Origin of the sequence: Massilia sp. H6 (assembly GCF_024802625.1) — a bacterium.
Taxonomy (GTDB): Bacteria; Pseudomonadota; Gammaproteobacteria; order Burkholderiales; family Burkholderiaceae_D; genus Telluria.
The window spans coordinates 2,064,260-2,080,010 of the sequence record NZ_CP103371.1; the positions used below are offsets into that span (position 1 = coordinate 2,064,260).

The following is a 15,751-nucleotide window of genomic DNA, read 5'->3' on the forward strand; positions in this document are numbered from 1 at the left end:
TTAAAAGCAGTATTCTACGCGAATGGCCAAGAACAAATCCAACCAAAACTGGTTACACGACCATATTAACGATCCATATGTCAAACTGGCCCAGAAAGAGGGCTACCGCGCCCGTGCCGCGTTCAAGCTCAAGGAAATCGACGAAAGCGAAAAGCTGATCAAGCCGGGGCAGGTTATTGTCGACCTCGGCTGTACACCGGGCAGCTGGGCGCAGTACACCCGGCGTAAGCTGGCCGGCAAGGATGGCGGCGGCATCCATGGCACCATCATCGGGCTCGACATGCTGCCGATGGAGCCGATCGCCGACGTACTATTCATCCAGGGCGATTTTCGCGAAGAAGAAGTGCTGGACCAGCTGGCAGTTGTGTTGCATGGCCGGCAAGTCGACCTGGTGCTGTCCGACATGGCGCCCAACCTGTCAGGCATTCCGACCGCCGATGCGGCGCGAATGGAACATTTGATCGACCTGGCACTGGAGTTTTCTCAACATCATTTGAAACCGACCGGCGGATTACTGGTGAAATGCTTCAAGGATATGGGGTTCACCCAGATACTGGAACAATTCAAGCAGGAGTTCAAGACGGTCAAGCAGGTCAAGCCCAAGGCCAGCCGCGACAAATCGTCGGAAATTTTCTTGCTCGGGCGGGGTCTGAAGAACCCTGCGGCGTAAAAATCGACGCATGACGCCGTTTTGACCCTTGATATTCGGCGTAGCAACCGCACATCTGCCGCGTGAGGTTGGTTGTGCAAACGCTTGCGCAGCCTGTCGAGCAGGGAAATTGGTTGTTTTGGCATGAATGCGGACGTTGCGTGGCAGCGTCGGCTTATTGCGGGTAAAATCGCGATACTGATATCGGTAGAGATGCAAGCGCATCGGAGGAGTTTTCGTGAATAATATGTTTTCCAAATCCGCCATCTGGGTGGTCGTTGCACTGCTGTTGTTCATGCTGTTCAAGCAGTTCGACAACCACACCGTCGCAGGCGGCAGCAAGACCATTGCTTATTCCGAGCTGCTCGACGATGTGAAGGCGCGCCGCATCAAGGACGTCGTGATCGAAGGCTCGAACATCACCGCAACCCGCCAGGACGACACCAAGGTGCGCGCCACGGCCACCATCCTCGACCGGGGCCTGATTGGCGACCTGCGCGAGAATGGCGTGCGCTTCGATGTCAAGCCGCCAGAAGAACCATCGTTCCTGCAGCAGGTCTTCATCTCGTGGTTCCCGATGTTGCTGCTCATTGGTGTGTGGGTGTTCTTCATGCGCCAGATGCAAGGTGGCGGCAAGGGCGGCGCTTTCTCCTTCGGCAAATCGAAGGCGCGCATGCTCGATGAAACCAACAACACGGTCACCTTCGCCGACGTCGCCGGTTGCGACGAGGCGAAAGAAGAAGTCGGCGAGATCGTCGACTTCCTCAAAGATCCCACCAAGTTCCAGAAGCTGGGCGGCCGTATTCCACGCGGCGTGCTGATGGTCGGCCCTCCGGGCACCGGCAAGACCCTGCTGGCCCGCGCCATCGCTGGCGAAGCCAAGGTGCCGTTCTTCTCGATCTCGGGTTCCGATTTCGTCGAGATGTTCGTCGGCGTGGGTGCGTCCCGCGTGCGCGACATGTTCGAGAACGCCAAGAAGCATTCGCCATGCATCATCTTCATCGACGAGATCGACGCTGTCGGCCGCCATCGTGGCGCCGGCATGGGCGGTGGCAACGACGAACGTGAACAGACCCTGAACCAGCTGCTGGTCGAGATGGACGGCTTTGAAGCCTCGTCCGGCGTGATCGTCATCGCCGCTACCAACCGCGCCGACGTGCTCGACAAAGCCTTGCTGCGCCCTGGTCGTTTCGACCGCCAGGTGACGGTGGGCCTGCCGGACATCCGTGGCCGCGAGCAGATCCTGAATGTGCACATGCGTAAAGTGCCGATCGGTACCGACGTCAAGGCCGACATCCTGGCGCGCGGCACCCCGGGCTTCTCGGGCGCCGACCTGGCCAACCTGGTCAACGAGGCCGCGTTGTTTGCTGCGCGCCGCAGCAAGCGTTTGGTCGAGATGATCGACTTCGAAGATGCCAAGGACAAGATCTACATGGGTCCGGAGCGCAAGTCGATGATCATCCGTGAAGAAGAGCGCCGCAACACCGCCTACCACGAGTCGGGCCACGCGGTCATTGCCAAGCTCTTGCCGAAGGCCGACCCGGTGCACAAGGTCACGATCATGCCGCGCGGTTATGCACTCGGCCTGACCTGGCAGCTGCCCGAACATGATGCGTTGTCTGGTTACAAAGACAAAATGCTTGAGGAAATCTCGATTCTGTTCGGTGGCCGTATCGCCGAAGAGATCTTTGTTGGCCAGATGTCGACCGGCGCCTCGAACGACTTCGCCCGCGCCACCAAACTGGCCCGTTCGATGGTGACGCGCTTCGGCATGTCCGAGAGCATGGGCGTGATGGTGTACGAAGACAGCGAGAACGAAGGCTTCTTCGGTGGCGCCACCAAGACCATTTCGGAAGCCACGCAGCAGAAGGTCGATGCGGAAATCCGCGCCATCCTGGACACCCAGTATGCGCTGTCACGCCGCCTGCTCGAAGAAAACCGCGACAAGGTCGAGGCCATGACCAAAGCGCTGCTCGAATGGGAAACCATCGATGCTGAGCAAATCAATGACATCATGGCAGGCCGCGAGCCGCGCCAGTCGCCGACCAGCATCCTGACCAAGCGTACCCCTCCGGGCGATGGCGGTTCGGGTGGCGTGGCGCCAAACGCCACCGCTCCGGCTTGATCACCTGAGTCACCTTTGCAAAAGGCATCCCTGCGGATGCCTTTTGTTCGTTAACGCTTCCCGTATCGCCCCATGCCCAAGAACTTGCAATGTGGTCAGTTCAGCTTCGCGCTGGACGGCCCTGCCTCTACCCACCCGGTCGTGATGGGAATCCTTAACCTGACTCCCGACTCGTTTTCGGATGGTGGCCGTTACCAGGGCCTGGAGTTCGCGCTTACGCATGCCGAGACCATGATGCTCGAAGGCGCTACCATGATCGATATCGGCGGCGAATCAACCCGGCCCGGCTCGGTCAGCGTGCCGCTGGCCGAGGAACTGCAGCGGGTGATGCCGGCTTTGTACGCCTTGCGGACGCTCGACGTTGCGCTGTCGGTCGATACATCCAAGCCCCAAGTCATGAAAGAGGCGCTCATTGCCGGCGCCGACATGATCAACGATATCAACGGCTTTCGCGCCCCTGGAGCGCTCGCAGCGGTACAGGACAGCGATTGCGGGCTATGCGTGATGCATATGCATGCTACGCCGCAGACGATGCAGCAGGCGCCGGGCTACGTCGATGTGGTGGGGGAGGTGATCGGCTTCCTGGCTGGACGGGTCGACGCCATGGTGCGCGAAGGCATCGCACGCGAGCGGATCTGCGTCGATCCGGGCTTTGGTTTTGGCAAGACCGTCGAACATAATTTTGCATTGCTGCGCGGACTGAAGCGCATCGGTGACGAACTGGGCCTGCCCCTGCTGGCTGGCCTGTCGCGCAAGTCGATGATCGGCGCCGTCACCGGACGTCCGGTCGAGCAGCGCGCCGCGGGCAGCGTGGGCGGGGCATTGGCTGCGGTAGCGCATGGCGCTAAAATTGTGCGTGTGCATGATGTTGCGGATACTGTCGATGCGCTCAAGGTATGGCACGCGGGCAACTACGAATGACTCGGCAATTGTCGACAGCGAAGTAATCAAGAGCAATCAAGCGAATAATCACGGAAGAAAGAAGAGAACAAGCATGGCACGTAAATATTTTGGTACGGATGGCATTCGCGGTTTGGTCGGCACTGCGCCAATTACTCCAGACTTCGTCATGCGCCTCGGCTACGCCGCCGGCACGGTGCTGGCAAAGGGTGGAAAATCGACCAGCGGCCGTCCGGTTGTACTGATCGGCAAGGACACCCGAATCTCGGGCTATATGCTGGAAGCCGCGCTGGAAGCCGGCTTTTCGGCGGCCGGCGTGGACGTCATGCTGGCCGGCCCGATGCCGACTCCGGCCATTGCCTACCTGACCCGCGCCTTGCGCCTGCAGGCTGGCGTCGTGATCTCGGCCTCGCATAATCCGTTCCAGGACAACGGCATCAAATTTTTCTCGGGACATGGTACCAAGTTGCCGGATGCGGTCGAACTCGAGATCGAGGAGGCGATTGACCAGCCAATGGGCTGCGTAGCGTCCGACAAGCTCGGTCGGGCCAGCCGCCTGCGCGACGCACAGGGACGCTACATTGAGTTCTGCAAGAGTACCTTCCCGAACGAACTGGACTTGCGTGGACTGAAGATCGTGGTCGACAGCGCCCATGGCGCGGCCTACAACATCGCCTCGCACGTGTTCCACGAACTCGGCGCTGAAGTCATTTCGATTGGCGCCCAGCCGGACGGATTCAACATCAACGCCGGCTTTGGCGCCACCGCGCCCAAGGCATTGTCCGAGGCCGTGGTGGCCAACAAGGCCGACCTCGGTATCGCGCTCGATGGTGATGCCGACCGCCTGATCATGGTCGACGCCACCGGTCGCGTCTATAACGGCGACGAATTGCTGTACCTGATGGTACGCGATCGCATGGCGACCGGCCCGGTGGCCGGCGCGGTTGGCACCTTGATGACCAATATGGCGCTGGAAGTGGCTTTCAGAGAACTCGGCATCGGCTTCGCGCGCGCCAAAGTGGGCGACCGCTACGTGCTGGAAGTGATGCAAGAGCGTGGCTGGCTGTTCGGTGGCGAAAGCTCGGGGCACTTGCTGGCCCTCGACAAGCATTCGACCGGCGACGGAATTGTGTCAGCGCTGCAAGTGCTTTCGGCGCTCAAGCGCAGCAACCGGTCGCTGGCCGAATGCTGCAGCGAACTTACGCTCTATCCGCAAACGCTGATCAACAAGAAGGTAACACCAGGATTCGACTGGACCAGCAACAGTGCCGTTGTCGCCGAGAAAGAAGCCGTGGAGCGCGAGCTTGGCGATTCCGGCCGCGTACTGATCCGCGCTTCTGGTACCGAACCCTTGATCCGCGTCATGGTCGAGGCCAAGGAAGCCGCTTTGGCCGACAGCATGGCACGCCGTATCGCGGACAAGCTGGCTGCCTAGGCTGCGGCTGAGGGCGCTGCCCGCACGGGCACGCGGCGCAACACACCGATTTGACGTAGCCCGGCCGGGCGAGTATCATGCGTCTTATTCGGAGTGTAGCGCAGCCCGGTAGCGCACCTGGTTTGGGACCAGGGGGTCCAAGGTTCGAATCCTTGTACTCCGACCACAGTTTTCCCTGCGGGCTGTCTTTTGACAGCCCGTTTTATTTTCGGCGCGCCTTTCGGTGCACCAATTACTGCCCATAGCTCAGTTGGATAGAGCATCAGCCTTCTAAGCTGAGGGTCGCAGGTTCGATTCCTGCTGGGCAGGCCATTGACGTCTAGCCGTTTTGGCAATGGCAACCGCTTGCGGCTTCGCGATTGATCCCCTATGCAGTAAGATCAGGTTCCTGCACCCGGTACTGCTGCCCTCGCTCATCCCAACAGTTAACGATCTCATGCTCCTCCTGACAGTTCCCTACGCCGAAAAGGACCAAGCCAAGGCACTCGGTGCCCGCTGGAATCCTGCCAAGCGCCGCTGGTACGTTCCAGACGGCGTCGCCACTGCTGGTTTCGAAAAATGGGTCGCGGATGCAGGCGCCAGCGCCTCGCCCACAAGCAGCGGGCGGGTCGACAGCTACCAAGGAAAGACCGTGGTCGGCGCGAACTATGTCGCGCTGGGCCATGACTGCAATCCGTTCGAGCCTTGCGCCCAGTGCGGTGCTGCGCTTCTGCTTACTCCGTGGGAAACAGCGCGCCAGCATCTCGTGCAAGTCGTTGCCAGGCTCTAAATTGCACTGATCGGCAGGCAGGAATGCGGCAGCTGCGTTATGACCTGCTGTGATCACTTTCTTTATGGATGAGCCATGTCGATCCTGCTACCAGTATCAAGCCGGGCTGCCAAGGCCTGACTTTTGATGCGTTGCAAGGCCATGCCCGATGGACCCCGTACGCTGAGCTGAACGGCTCAAGTGATGGTCCATTTTTGATAGGCAACAATCATGGCTTTGTTTTATTCGAGTGGAATACGCGCATGCTGCTCGGCTGCGCTGGCGCTGGCCCTTGCCGGTTGTGCGACGGGGCTCGGTTTCGAGTCGCCCTTGCGGGCGGAAACGGAAAACGGCAGCGCTGCGCCGCCTACCGAGCTTATAACTGACACGCTGATCGCGACCGAGCGCGAAGCGTCCGCCAGAAATGCACGCCAGGACCTTACGCCGCTGTTCGTGGCGAAGCCACCCCCTTATACGATAGGCCGCGGCGACATCCTGTCGATCGTGGTTTGGGACCACCCCGAGCTGGCCGCAGGGGGCATGAATGCCGCCACGGTCATGAACCCGAGCGGTACGGTGCCGCCCAACGTTGTCTCGCCCGGTTTCGCCGTCGACCATCTCGGACGCATTCAGTTTCCGCTGATCGGGCTGCTGACGGTGGATGGGCTCACCGAAGAACAGGCGCGCGCGTTGCTAGCCAAGAAGCTGGCACGCTACATCGCCCAACCCAATATTACGCTGCGCGTGCAGTCCTACCGCAGCAGGCGCGTCTATGTCGACGGCGAAGTGCGTACGCCGGGCCTGCAGGCGATCGACGACATTCCCATGACGCTGGTCGAAGCACTCAACCGTGCCGGCGGCATGGGGCCGGGTGCCGACCAGAGCCGGATCGTTCTCGAGCGCGGCGAGCGGCGCTACATCGTCAACTTGCGCGAGCTGGTCATGAAGGGTGTCAATCCCGGCAGCATTCTGCTTGCGCACGGCGACGTCGTGCGGGTGCATTCTCGTGACGAGAGCAAGGTATTCGTGTCGGGCGAAGTCATCACGCCGAAGGCGCTCACCATGCACAACGGTCGCCTGACGCTCAGCGAGGCACTGGGCGAGACCGGCGGCATCAGTCCCCTGAGCGGCGACGCCCGCCAGGTCTATGTCGTGCGCAAGACGCCGGAGCGTACACGCGTGTTCCGCCTGGATGCCCGCGGCAGTGGAGCGCTCGGCATGGCCGAAGCGTTCGAGTTGCGGCCGAAAGACGTGGTCTACGTCGCTGCGTCGCCGCTGGCGAACTGGAACCGACACCTGAGCCTGCTGTTCCCGGGTGCGCTGACCTCGGCCGTCGGCGTCACCACCAGGCCTTGACCGGAGAGCTCCCGCCATGACGACCCCGCACGACCAGCATCCGCACCCGCTCAGCCCCGTGTACCACAGCCCGCCGGTGCTGTCGGTACCGTTCGATCCACGCCCGTCCGAGCCGCACTCGGAAGAACCCGCCGTCGATTTCAAGAGCTGCCTCAACACCCTGTACGACAGCCGCTGGCTGATCGGTACCGTGACCGGGATCATCACGGTGGTCGCCGTGCTGTACGCGCTGCTGGCCAAGCCCGTGTTCGAAGCCAACCTCATGATCCACGTCGAGGAAGAGAGCCCAACTGCATCGAAGAATATCCTGAGCGAAGCCTCGTCCCTGTTCGAGACCAAGAAGGCGGCGATTGCTGAAATGGAACTACTACGCTCGCGCATGGTGGTATCGCGTGCGGTCGACAACCTGCAGCTGTATGTCCAGGTGCGGCCCGTATACTTCCCGGCCCTGGGCTCCTGGTTCGCCAACCAGAATGGCAATACGCTATCGGTGCCTGGCCTGTTTGGCCAGGGCGGATTTGTCTGGGGCGGAGAAAAGGCCGAGGTATCTGTGTTCGAAGTGCCTGAAAGTTGGTTGAAACGCGAATTCACCATCACCGCGCGCGAGGGCAATCGCTACCGCTTTTCCGGCGGTGGGCAGCCGATCGCCTTCGATGCCACGGTCGGGCAGCGCTACCGGGTGCCGACGCCCAGCGGCCTGGTCGAAATCAAGGTTGATCGCCTCTATGCGAATCCTGGCGCGCGCTTCCGGCTCAAGCGCAACTCGCGCCTGGGCACGATTCAGTCGATTCAAAACGCCATGGTGATCATGGAGAAGGGCAAGCAATCGGGTGTCATCGAAGTCAAGCTGCAGGGTGAGAATGCGGAAGCCATCCACGGCCTGCTCAGCGAAATCGGGCGCGAATACATGCGCCAGAACCTTGCGCGCAAGACCGAAGAAGCGGAAAAATCGCTGGCCTTCCTCAACCAGCAATTGCCTATCCTGAAGCGCCAGCTCGAGCAGTCCGAAGACCGCTACAACCAGTTCCGCAATGCCCATGGCACGGTCGACTTGCGCGAGGAAGCCCGCATGAGTCTGACCCAGGTGGCTTCCGCGCGCGCGCGGCGCATGGAGCTGGTCCAGAAACGGACGGAGCTGCTGGCACGCTTCACTGACGACCATCCTGTCATGGCAGCGATCAATCGTCAGCGCAAGGAAGTCGACACCGAGATCGAGGCTATCAATACGCGTATCCGTACGCTGCCCGTCATGGAGCAGGATGAAGCACGCCTGACACGTGACATCAAGGTCAAGACCGACCTGTACACCGCGCTGTCGAACACTGCACAGCAATTGCGCCTGATCTCGGTCGGTCGGGTCAGCAACGTGCGGCTGGTGGACGCGCCAATTGCCCCCGAACGGCCCATCAAGCCCAACCGTCCGCTGATCGTGTCGCTGGCCGTGCTCACCGGATTATTCCTCGGCACGCTCATCGCCTTCACGCGCAAGGCCATGCGCGGCGGTATCGACGATCCTGCCAAGATCGAGCGCCTGCTGCGTGCCAAGGTGGTCTACGCGTCCATTCCGCACAGCGTGAACGAAGACAAGCTCATGCGCAAGGTGAAAGGAGAGGGCGAAGGCATATTGCCACTTCTTGCGCAGATATTGCCGGAAGATCCTGCCGTGGAAAGCCTGCGCAGTTTTCGCGCAGCACTGCAATTCTCGATGCCCCATTTCAGGAACAATGTCGTGATGTTCGCGGGTCCTACCCATGGGGTGGGAAAATCCTTTGTCACCATTAATTTTGCCGCAGTAATGGCAGCCAGCGGCAGGAGGGTGCTGCTAATCGATGCAGACATGCGCACCGGGCGCCTGCACAGGTATTTTGGCCTTAGCCGCGATCATGGCCTGTCCGATGCCATCACTGGATCCGAACCGATGGAGGACGTGATTCACCGCGACGTGATCGAGAACCTGGACTTTATCGCCACCGGCTCGCTTCCGGCAAACCGGTCCGACTTCCTGTTGCATCTGAATTTCAGCACCTTGCTCGATACGCTCAGCCCCAAGTACGACCTGGTGCTGATCGACACACCGCCCCTCTTGCTCGCCGCCGACGCGCTGGTGATCGGTGCACGGGCCGGTGCGGTTTTCCTGGTTGCACGCGCGCATGTAACCACTGACGGCGAGATCACCGAGTCGGTCAAACGACTGAACCATGCGGGCCTGTCTCCACAGGGCGTATTGTTTAATAATTCGAGTTATCGACTCGGTCGATCCCACGCGCCATTCCAGACTGGCCCAATTGGACAGCTGAAATATTCAGAGTAAGCGAACGGGCAGACATGCTGCCGAGTTGGTTCTCGTGCCAGCCGCTGTGGCGACGATCATTCGCGGCAATACCACCGCACGGTAATTTGCACGAAAAAGCCCCGAACAGCCGGAGCAAGCTCCGCCTGTTCGGGGCAGTCTCCCGGCTCGGCCGGGGATCGGGTAAGTCTTAGAACTCGTAGGCGCCGATGTCGATGGCACCGCCGCGAGGACGCGCCACGCCAGCGATGTCAGTGGCCGGTGCGCGGGTCGCAGTGCCCTTGTTGATGGCAGGCGAGGTCCTCTTGAGGCGGTAGTTGCCGGTACCGCTGGCCTGGTAGTCGACGAACTGCGGCTCGGCAGCCACGGTGCCGGTGACGGTGCCCTTGACGAGCCAGCTGCGGCCGGTATTGAACACCAGGTTGTTCGGATAACGGTTATTGGTGCCGACCTTGCCCATCTCGGTAATGCCGTAGGCGTTACGGTAGACCAGGTTGTTGGCCACGTAGTTGTTGCTGGTGCCGGCAGAGGTCGCTCCGCTGTCACCATGGCCGATCACGATGCCCATCTTCGAATTGAAGATCGTATTGTTGACGATCGTGGAAGCCGTCGCACCATGCCAGCTGTTGATGCCCACTGCCGCCACGCCCGAAATTATGTTGTTCGAGATCCGGTTGTTCTGGTTGGTGACATAGATGCCCTGCACGGTGTTGCAGGTGCGGCCGGCGACCCATTGCAGGCCGATATTGCGCACTACGTTCGAATCGATGACCGCGCCGCCGCCCGGACCCCAGGCATCAATCGCCGCGCCGCCGCCGCCATTGCAGCCGCCGGTGACGGTCAGGTCGTGGATGAAGTTGCGGGTGATGTTTTCCTTGCCGCCCTCGGCCAGGATGCCGATACGGCCGGTACCGGAAATATCGAAACCGTCGATGTCGACGTAGGCACCTTTCGAATTCCAGGCCATGCCCTTGCCCGAGAAGACGATCTTGGCGCCCCATTTCACGTCCGAGACGAATTTGATGCGGGCGCTGGCGGTGCCGCTCTTGACGGTGCGGATACCGACGCTGCCGGTCGACGGCGCAGCAACCCTGTAAATGCCGGGCGCGACGTGGATGGTATAGCCGGCACTGGCCAGTGCATCGGCGCGGGCAATGGTCTTGAGCGGACGGGCCTGGGTGCCAGGATTCGAATCCGAACCAGTGGTGGCGACGTACAGGTGGCGGCCGGTGCTGACGGCTGCAGGGCGCACGGCCGCTGCGGCCGTGGTAGCGGCGGCAGCGGCGGCTTCAGCCATGTCAGCGGCAGCCATTGCGCTCGACTTGGTAATCTGGGCCGGGGAATCATAGGCTGGCTCGACGGTGGTGCCGGCGGCGACGTTGCCGCCTGCGGCGAGCAATGCCGCAATGCACAGCAGTTGGTTGGTGCGAACATTCGAGACTACGGAAGCGATTTTTTTCATCTGAATTACCCTACCTTAACAACGTGAATGAGTAAGCTTTGAGGGTAGGAAACTTCCTAAGTTCAATGTTTTTGAGAAAGAATTTCTTTGCTTTATCAATGCACTAAGGAATCTTTCTTCTAGGAATTTAGATTGCTATTATCGTTATTCGTCTGTTTTGTCGTTCTATAAGGCATGAAAAAGCCCCGAACAGTCGGAGCAAGCTCCGCCTGTTCGGGGCAGTCTCCCGGCTCTGCCGGGGATCGGGTAAGTCTTAGAACTCGTAGGCGCCGATGTCGATGGCACCGCCGCGAGGACGCGCCACGCCAGCGATGTCAGTGGCCGGTGCGCGGGTCGCAGTGCCCTTGTTGATTGCAGGCGAGTTGCTCTTGAGTCGGTAGTTGCCGGTACCGCTGGCCTGGTAATTAACGAACTGCGGCTCGGCAGCCACGGTGCCGGTGACGGTACCCTTGACGAGCCAGCTGCGGCCGGTATTGAACACCAGGTTGTTCGGATAACGGTTATTGGTGCCGACCTTGCCCATCTCGGTAATGCCGTAGGCGTTACGGTAGACCAGGTTGTTGGCCACGAAGTTGTTGCTGGTGCCGGCAGAGGTCGCACCGCTGTCGCCATGGCCGATCACGATGCCCATCTTCGAATTGAAGACCGTATTGTTGACGATCGTGGAAGCCGTCGCACCATGCCAGCTGTTGATGCCCACTGCCGCCACGCCCGAAATTATGTTGTTCGAGATCCGGTTGTTCTGGTTGGTGACATAGATGCCCTGCACGGTGTTGCAGGTGCGGCCGGCGACCCATTGCAGGCCGATATTGCGCACTACGTTCGAATCGATGACCGCGCCGCCGCCCGGACCCCAGGCATCAATCGCCGCGCCGCCGCCGCCATTGCAGCCGCCGGTGACGGTCAGGTCGTGGATGAAGTTGCGGGTGATGTTTTCCTTGCCGCCTTCGGCCAGGATGCCGATACGGCCGGTGCCGGAAATATCGAAACCGTCGATGTCGACGTAGGCACCTTTCGAGTTCCAGGCCATGCCCTTGCCCGAGAAGACGATCTTGGCGCCCCATTTCACGTCCGAGACGAACTTGATGCGGGCGCTGGCGGTGCCGCTCTTGACGGTGCGGATGCCGACGCTGCCGGTCGACGGCGCAGCAACCCTGTAGATGCCTGGCGCGACGTGGATGGTATAGCCGGCGCGGGCCAGTGCATCGGCGCGGGCAATGGTCTTGAGCGGACGGGCCTGGGTGCCAGGGTTCGAATCCGAACCGGTGGTAGCGACGTACAGGTGGCGGCCGGTGCTGACGGCTGCAGGGCGCACGGCCGCTGCGGCCGCAGTCGCGGTGGCGGACGCAGCTTCTGCCATGTCGGCGGCAGCCTGCGCGCTCGACTTGGTGATCTGGGCCGGGGAATCGTAAGCTGGCTCGACGGTGGTGCCGGCGACGACGTTGCCGCCTGCGGCGAGCAATGCCGCGAGGCACAGCAGTTGGTTGGTGCGAACATTCGAGACTACGGAAACGAATTTTTTCATCTGAACTTACCCTACCTTTACAACGTGAATGAGTAAGCTTTGAGGGTAGGAAACTTCCTAAGTTCAATGTTTTTGGAGGAAAATTTCTCAGGTTTATCAATGCGTTAAGGAATGTTTCTTTCGATACGCCAAGTCACGATGCGGCCCCCCGCATTTCCATTTGCCATCTTGGAAATGCGGGGGATGTCGTGATAACCAGGAAGGCAGAGACAGCCAGCGAGACCCCTTGGACCAGGCAAGGGTGTCTTCCGAGCACCGGGTTTCCGGGCATGGGTCATGCGGGCTATTGATTTGCTACGCGCGAGAACGCTATGAGCTTTTGGGAAGCCAGGTGCAGTAAACCCGCAATCGACAGCGCCAAGCAGTGTCGGTCAAGGCGTGAAGGGGCGAGGTAAGCTGACGCGAGAGCTCGGGTGATGGGCCCAGCAAGCAGCCGCTTGATCAGCGGAGTTGGCCATGCGCTTTCAAGTCGTGCACCAGGTACTCGATGCCGTGCTCGAAATCGTGAGGCACGTAGTTGAAGTCGGTGATGAAGGCTTTGAGGTCGATGTGTTTGTCTTCCTGGAAACGCTGCACCTGTTCCCTTGAGATGGGGCTCAAACCGATCACCGACAGCAAGGCTACGCCGCAGCGTACAAGCGCTGCAGGAAGTGGTACCAGCCTGGCCCGCCGGCCCAGGCTGGCGGCAGCGCATGCGATCAGCTCGCGATTCGAATAAGCCTTGCTACCGCCAATGTTGTACGACTTGTTATAGCACCTGGCGTTGAACAACGCTGTGCCATATGCCTTGACGAGGTCGTGGATCAGGACTGGCTGGATAAGGTTGCTCCCAGAACCGATCAAGGGCATCAGCGGATAGCGTGCAACTGCCTGTACCAGCCTCGAGATATTACGGTCATCTTTATGGCCGTAGATCATCGTTGGCCGAATGATCGTCCAGGGAAAGCGGTAGTGTTCTTGAATGAATGCCTCGGCCCTGAGTTTGCGATCGGCGCTTGGCGAAGGCAGGCGGGTAAAAATTCCGGTCGACCCAGTGAACACGATATGGCGAACCTGCGCCTGGCTTTCAAGAACCGCCTTGTGTATGAATTCGGCGAACCAGATGTAGCCTGTATTCACAATTGCATCGCAGCCAACGAGCGACAATGCCAGATCCTCGACCTTCGATATGTCGGCCACGTAGCGAACTTCCACGTCGGGATAACAGCTGAAATCGCGCTTGCCCAGGTTGCGCACGATAGCGACGATACGGTAGGACGAATGCAGGGCCTGAACCAGTCTGAATCCAACTTCGCCCGTTGCTCCGATTACTGCAATGGTATTCATGAATTCTCCTGTCGACATGATGAGTTGCGTCGCTATGACCGCGACGCTTGGACGGAACGAACAGTTGCACTGAACGACGCCGCTGCGTGCTGGTACGTTTCCAGTGGCTGAGGAGCCTTCTGCCGATCTAGCTAGCGCTTGGCCGACGCCGCGGCCGCTCCAGCGGGACGTGCAGCGGGGCGGCGCTGAACCACCGCTTTAATGATGTGTCGCATGCGATAGGTCTGCGATTCGAAGAGCAGATAAGACAGGTAAGATCCGACCAGTAAGACAGCCAACATCCCCAGATATAGCAGGAAGTGCATTGGTTCGGCGGGAGAGAGCTGTTGCAGACCAAATTGCGTGCCCGCCACGTGTTTGAGCAAGAAGATGAGCGGCAGGTGCAATACGTACAGGCTGAACGAAAAGTTAGCGAAGAAGGTTCCGACCCTGGCCAGGGGGCGCGCGAGTTTCGATGTCGGCGCAGCGCGAAACTGCAGGCTGGACAACAACGGCAGAAACATCAGGCTGAGCAAAATGTCCATCCCCAGCGTTACTTGATCGAACCTATCGTTGTCGGCGGTCAAACGGAAATAGGAACATGCCGCAGCGAGAGGCAGCAACCATGCGCAACGCAGGGCAGTGCTGCACTCGATTCTCACGCGCGAAAAGGCTACGCCGAGCAGCCAGATCGAGAAATACAGGAGGATGGGAAGCGGCAACAGCGTTGCCAACAGCGCCAACATCGCACCGCTGGCCAGGCGCGAGCGTGCGCGGCGGGCGGTAAAAAGCACGACCAGTAGTGGGAACAGCACGTAATACCAGGTCTCGTTAGCCAGGCTCCATAGAGCGTAGTTGCCGCCGAAGTTGGTCAGGACAACGCCCTGGAGGCCGAACAGGTTGCCCGCGAATGACAGCGCCGAAAATTCGTTGGCGCCCGAGAAATCGATGCTGCCCGGGACAAGAACGCCGGTACCCAGGCCCAACAGCAGCGTCAAACCGAAGGTTGGCACCAGTACTGTCCACAAACGCGAAGCACGATCGATCGCATAATTGGTCAACACGCCCGGCTGTCCGATTTTGCTCAGCAGACTGCCGCCCACCAGCCAGCCGCTAATCAGGAAAAACACCAGCACTGCCTGGTGCGCAAAGCCTGTGACGAAAGCAAAGCCCTGGAACCACAGGGATGGATCGGTGACCGTACGCAAGCCTGGGTACATTTCTGCGCGCAGGTGCGCAGCAGCCACAACGAATGCCGCAAGGCCGCGCAGGACGGAGATAAGAATGGAGTGCCAGTAATCGTCACCGATCTGGCCTTGCGACTGGAATGTCAGCTTCGGCATGGTAAGGCTGCGCATGGTAAGTCCTCATGTGGGTTCGTCGCGCTATGCAGTCGGGCATGGCGGCGCCGACACTGGATGGGAAGCGTGAGTTAAAGAACGTGGTGCAGCTTGCGAATTCGCAAGTGACTCGATTGGCAAAGATCATCTGTTCGTGAGGCCCGAAGCGACGGGCTGGAAATGGCCTTGCCAAGGGCCGCTTTGATGCCAGGTGATTGATACGCGATGCACTAAGCCATTGTGTTGATCGTCCATCCCGTGTCCACAGTGGAGCCGGTCGACTCAGCTTGTTCCTGGCAATTCGATGCCCCCGACAATATCAACTCGACACGCTCGACGCATTGAAATCACTCAAACTAGCCACCCATCCACATGGAATGTCGTTACAAGGTAAGCATTAACATTTTTTCCGAAAATCCATGTCGCCTTGCGTAATAAACTGGCGCGCCTATCACGAAGAATTGGTTCTCGCCCGTGCTTCGCACATCAACGGCAGATACGCCCACCTCCAACTACCTGCAGGCGGTTCGGACGCAAATCCCTGGCACGGGTGACAACTGATACCCGTCAATCCGAGAATCTTCAATCACCAGACAATCAAAGCTGATTGCTGATT

The 15,751-nt window shown here is 59.9% G+C and carries 11 protein-coding genes and 2 tRNA genes; 9 read left to right on the forward strand and 4 right to left on the reverse strand.

The window, feature by feature from the left end; translation table 11 throughout:
* The first annotated feature begins 22 nt into the window (after positions 1 to 22).
* The 9 genes from NRS07_RS09260 to NRS07_RS09300 all read left to right on the forward strand — a co-directional run bounded on the left by NRS07_RS09260 (position 23) and on the right by NRS07_RS09300 (position 9,524).
* Entirely contained in the window at positions 23 to 670 is a 648-nt protein-coding gene (locus NRS07_RS09260) for an RlmE family RNA methyltransferase (RefSeq protein WP_259212825.1), read from the forward strand.
* Positions 671 to 887: 217 nt separating this feature from the next.
* Positions 888 to 2,774, forward strand: coding sequence for an ATP-dependent zinc metalloprotease FtsH (gene ftsH, locus NRS07_RS09265; protein WP_307729945.1), 1,887 nt, complete (start codon positions 888 to 890; stop codon positions 2,772 to 2,774).
* A 72-nt stretch (positions 2,775 to 2,846) separates the two neighbouring features.
* Positions 2,847 to 3,695, forward strand: coding sequence for a dihydropteroate synthase (folP, locus tag NRS07_RS09270; RefSeq protein ID WP_259212829.1), 849 nt, complete (start codon positions 2,847 to 2,849; stop codon positions 3,693 to 3,695).
* A gap of 73 nt (positions 3,696 to 3,768) precedes the next feature.
* Positions 3,769 to 5,109 carry a phosphoglucosamine mutase gene (gene glmM / locus NRS07_RS09275; RefSeq protein WP_259212831.1) on the forward strand — a complete coding sequence of 447 codons (1,341 nt, stop codon included), beginning with the start codon at positions 3,769 to 3,771 and terminating at the stop codon, positions 5,107 to 5,109.
* Between the two features lie 89 nt (positions 5,110 to 5,198).
* Positions 5,199 to 5,275 (forward strand) — tRNA-Pro (locus NRS07_RS09280).
* A gap of 69 nt (positions 5,276 to 5,344) precedes the next feature.
* A tRNA-Arg gene (locus NRS07_RS09285) sits at positions 5,345 to 5,421 on the forward strand.
* A gap of 124 nt (positions 5,422 to 5,545) precedes the next feature.
* Complete coding sequence (locus tag NRS07_RS09290) at positions 5,546 to 5,878, forward strand: DUF5710 domain-containing protein (protein ID WP_259212833.1); 333 nt, start codon at positions 5,546 to 5,548, stop codon at positions 5,876 to 5,878.
* A 210-nt stretch (positions 5,879 to 6,088) separates the two neighbouring features.
* Positions 6,089 to 7,213, forward strand: a complete 1,125-nt coding sequence (locus NRS07_RS09295) for a polysaccharide biosynthesis/export family protein (RefSeq protein WP_259212841.1) — start codon at positions 6,089 to 6,091, stop codon at positions 7,211 to 7,213.
* Positions 7,214 to 7,229: 16 nt separating this feature from the next.
* The gene (locus tag NRS07_RS09300; protein ID WP_259212847.1) at positions 7,230 to 9,524 is read left to right on the forward strand and encodes a polysaccharide biosynthesis tyrosine autokinase; all 2,295 of its coding nucleotides are present in this window, start codon (positions 7,230 to 7,232) and stop codon (positions 9,522 to 9,524) included.
* A 169-nt stretch (positions 9,525 to 9,693) separates the two neighbouring features.
* Here NRS07_RS09300 and NRS07_RS09305 read toward each other — a convergent pair whose 3' ends face one another.
* The 4 genes from NRS07_RS09305 to NRS07_RS09320 all read right to left on the reverse strand — a co-directional run bounded on the left by NRS07_RS09305 (position 9,694) and on the right by NRS07_RS09320 (position 15,153).
* Positions 9,694 to 10,965 carry a choice-of-anchor Q domain-containing protein gene (locus NRS07_RS09305; RefSeq protein ID WP_259212852.1) on the reverse strand — a complete coding sequence of 424 codons (1,272 nt, stop codon included), beginning with the start codon at positions 10,963 to 10,965 and terminating at the stop codon, positions 9,694 to 9,696.
* A 253-nt stretch (positions 10,966 to 11,218) separates the two neighbouring features.
* Positions 11,219 to 12,490 carry a DUF1565 domain-containing protein gene (locus tag NRS07_RS09310; protein ID WP_259212853.1) on the reverse strand — a complete coding sequence of 424 codons (1,272 nt, stop codon included), beginning with the start codon at positions 12,488 to 12,490 and terminating at the stop codon, positions 11,219 to 11,221.
* A 441-nt stretch (positions 12,491 to 12,931) separates the two neighbouring features.
* Positions 12,932 to 13,816: an SDR family oxidoreductase gene (locus NRS07_RS09315; RefSeq protein ID WP_259212854.1), complete on the reverse strand. Its 885-nt coding sequence runs from the start codon at positions 13,814 to 13,816 to the stop codon at positions 12,932 to 12,934.
* Positions 13,817 to 13,947: 131 nt separating this feature from the next.
* Complete coding sequence (locus NRS07_RS09320) at positions 13,948 to 15,153, reverse strand: acyltransferase (RefSeq protein WP_259212855.1); 1,206 nt, start codon at positions 15,151 to 15,153, stop codon at positions 13,948 to 13,950.
* Positions 15,154 to 15,751 lie beyond the last annotated feature (598 nt).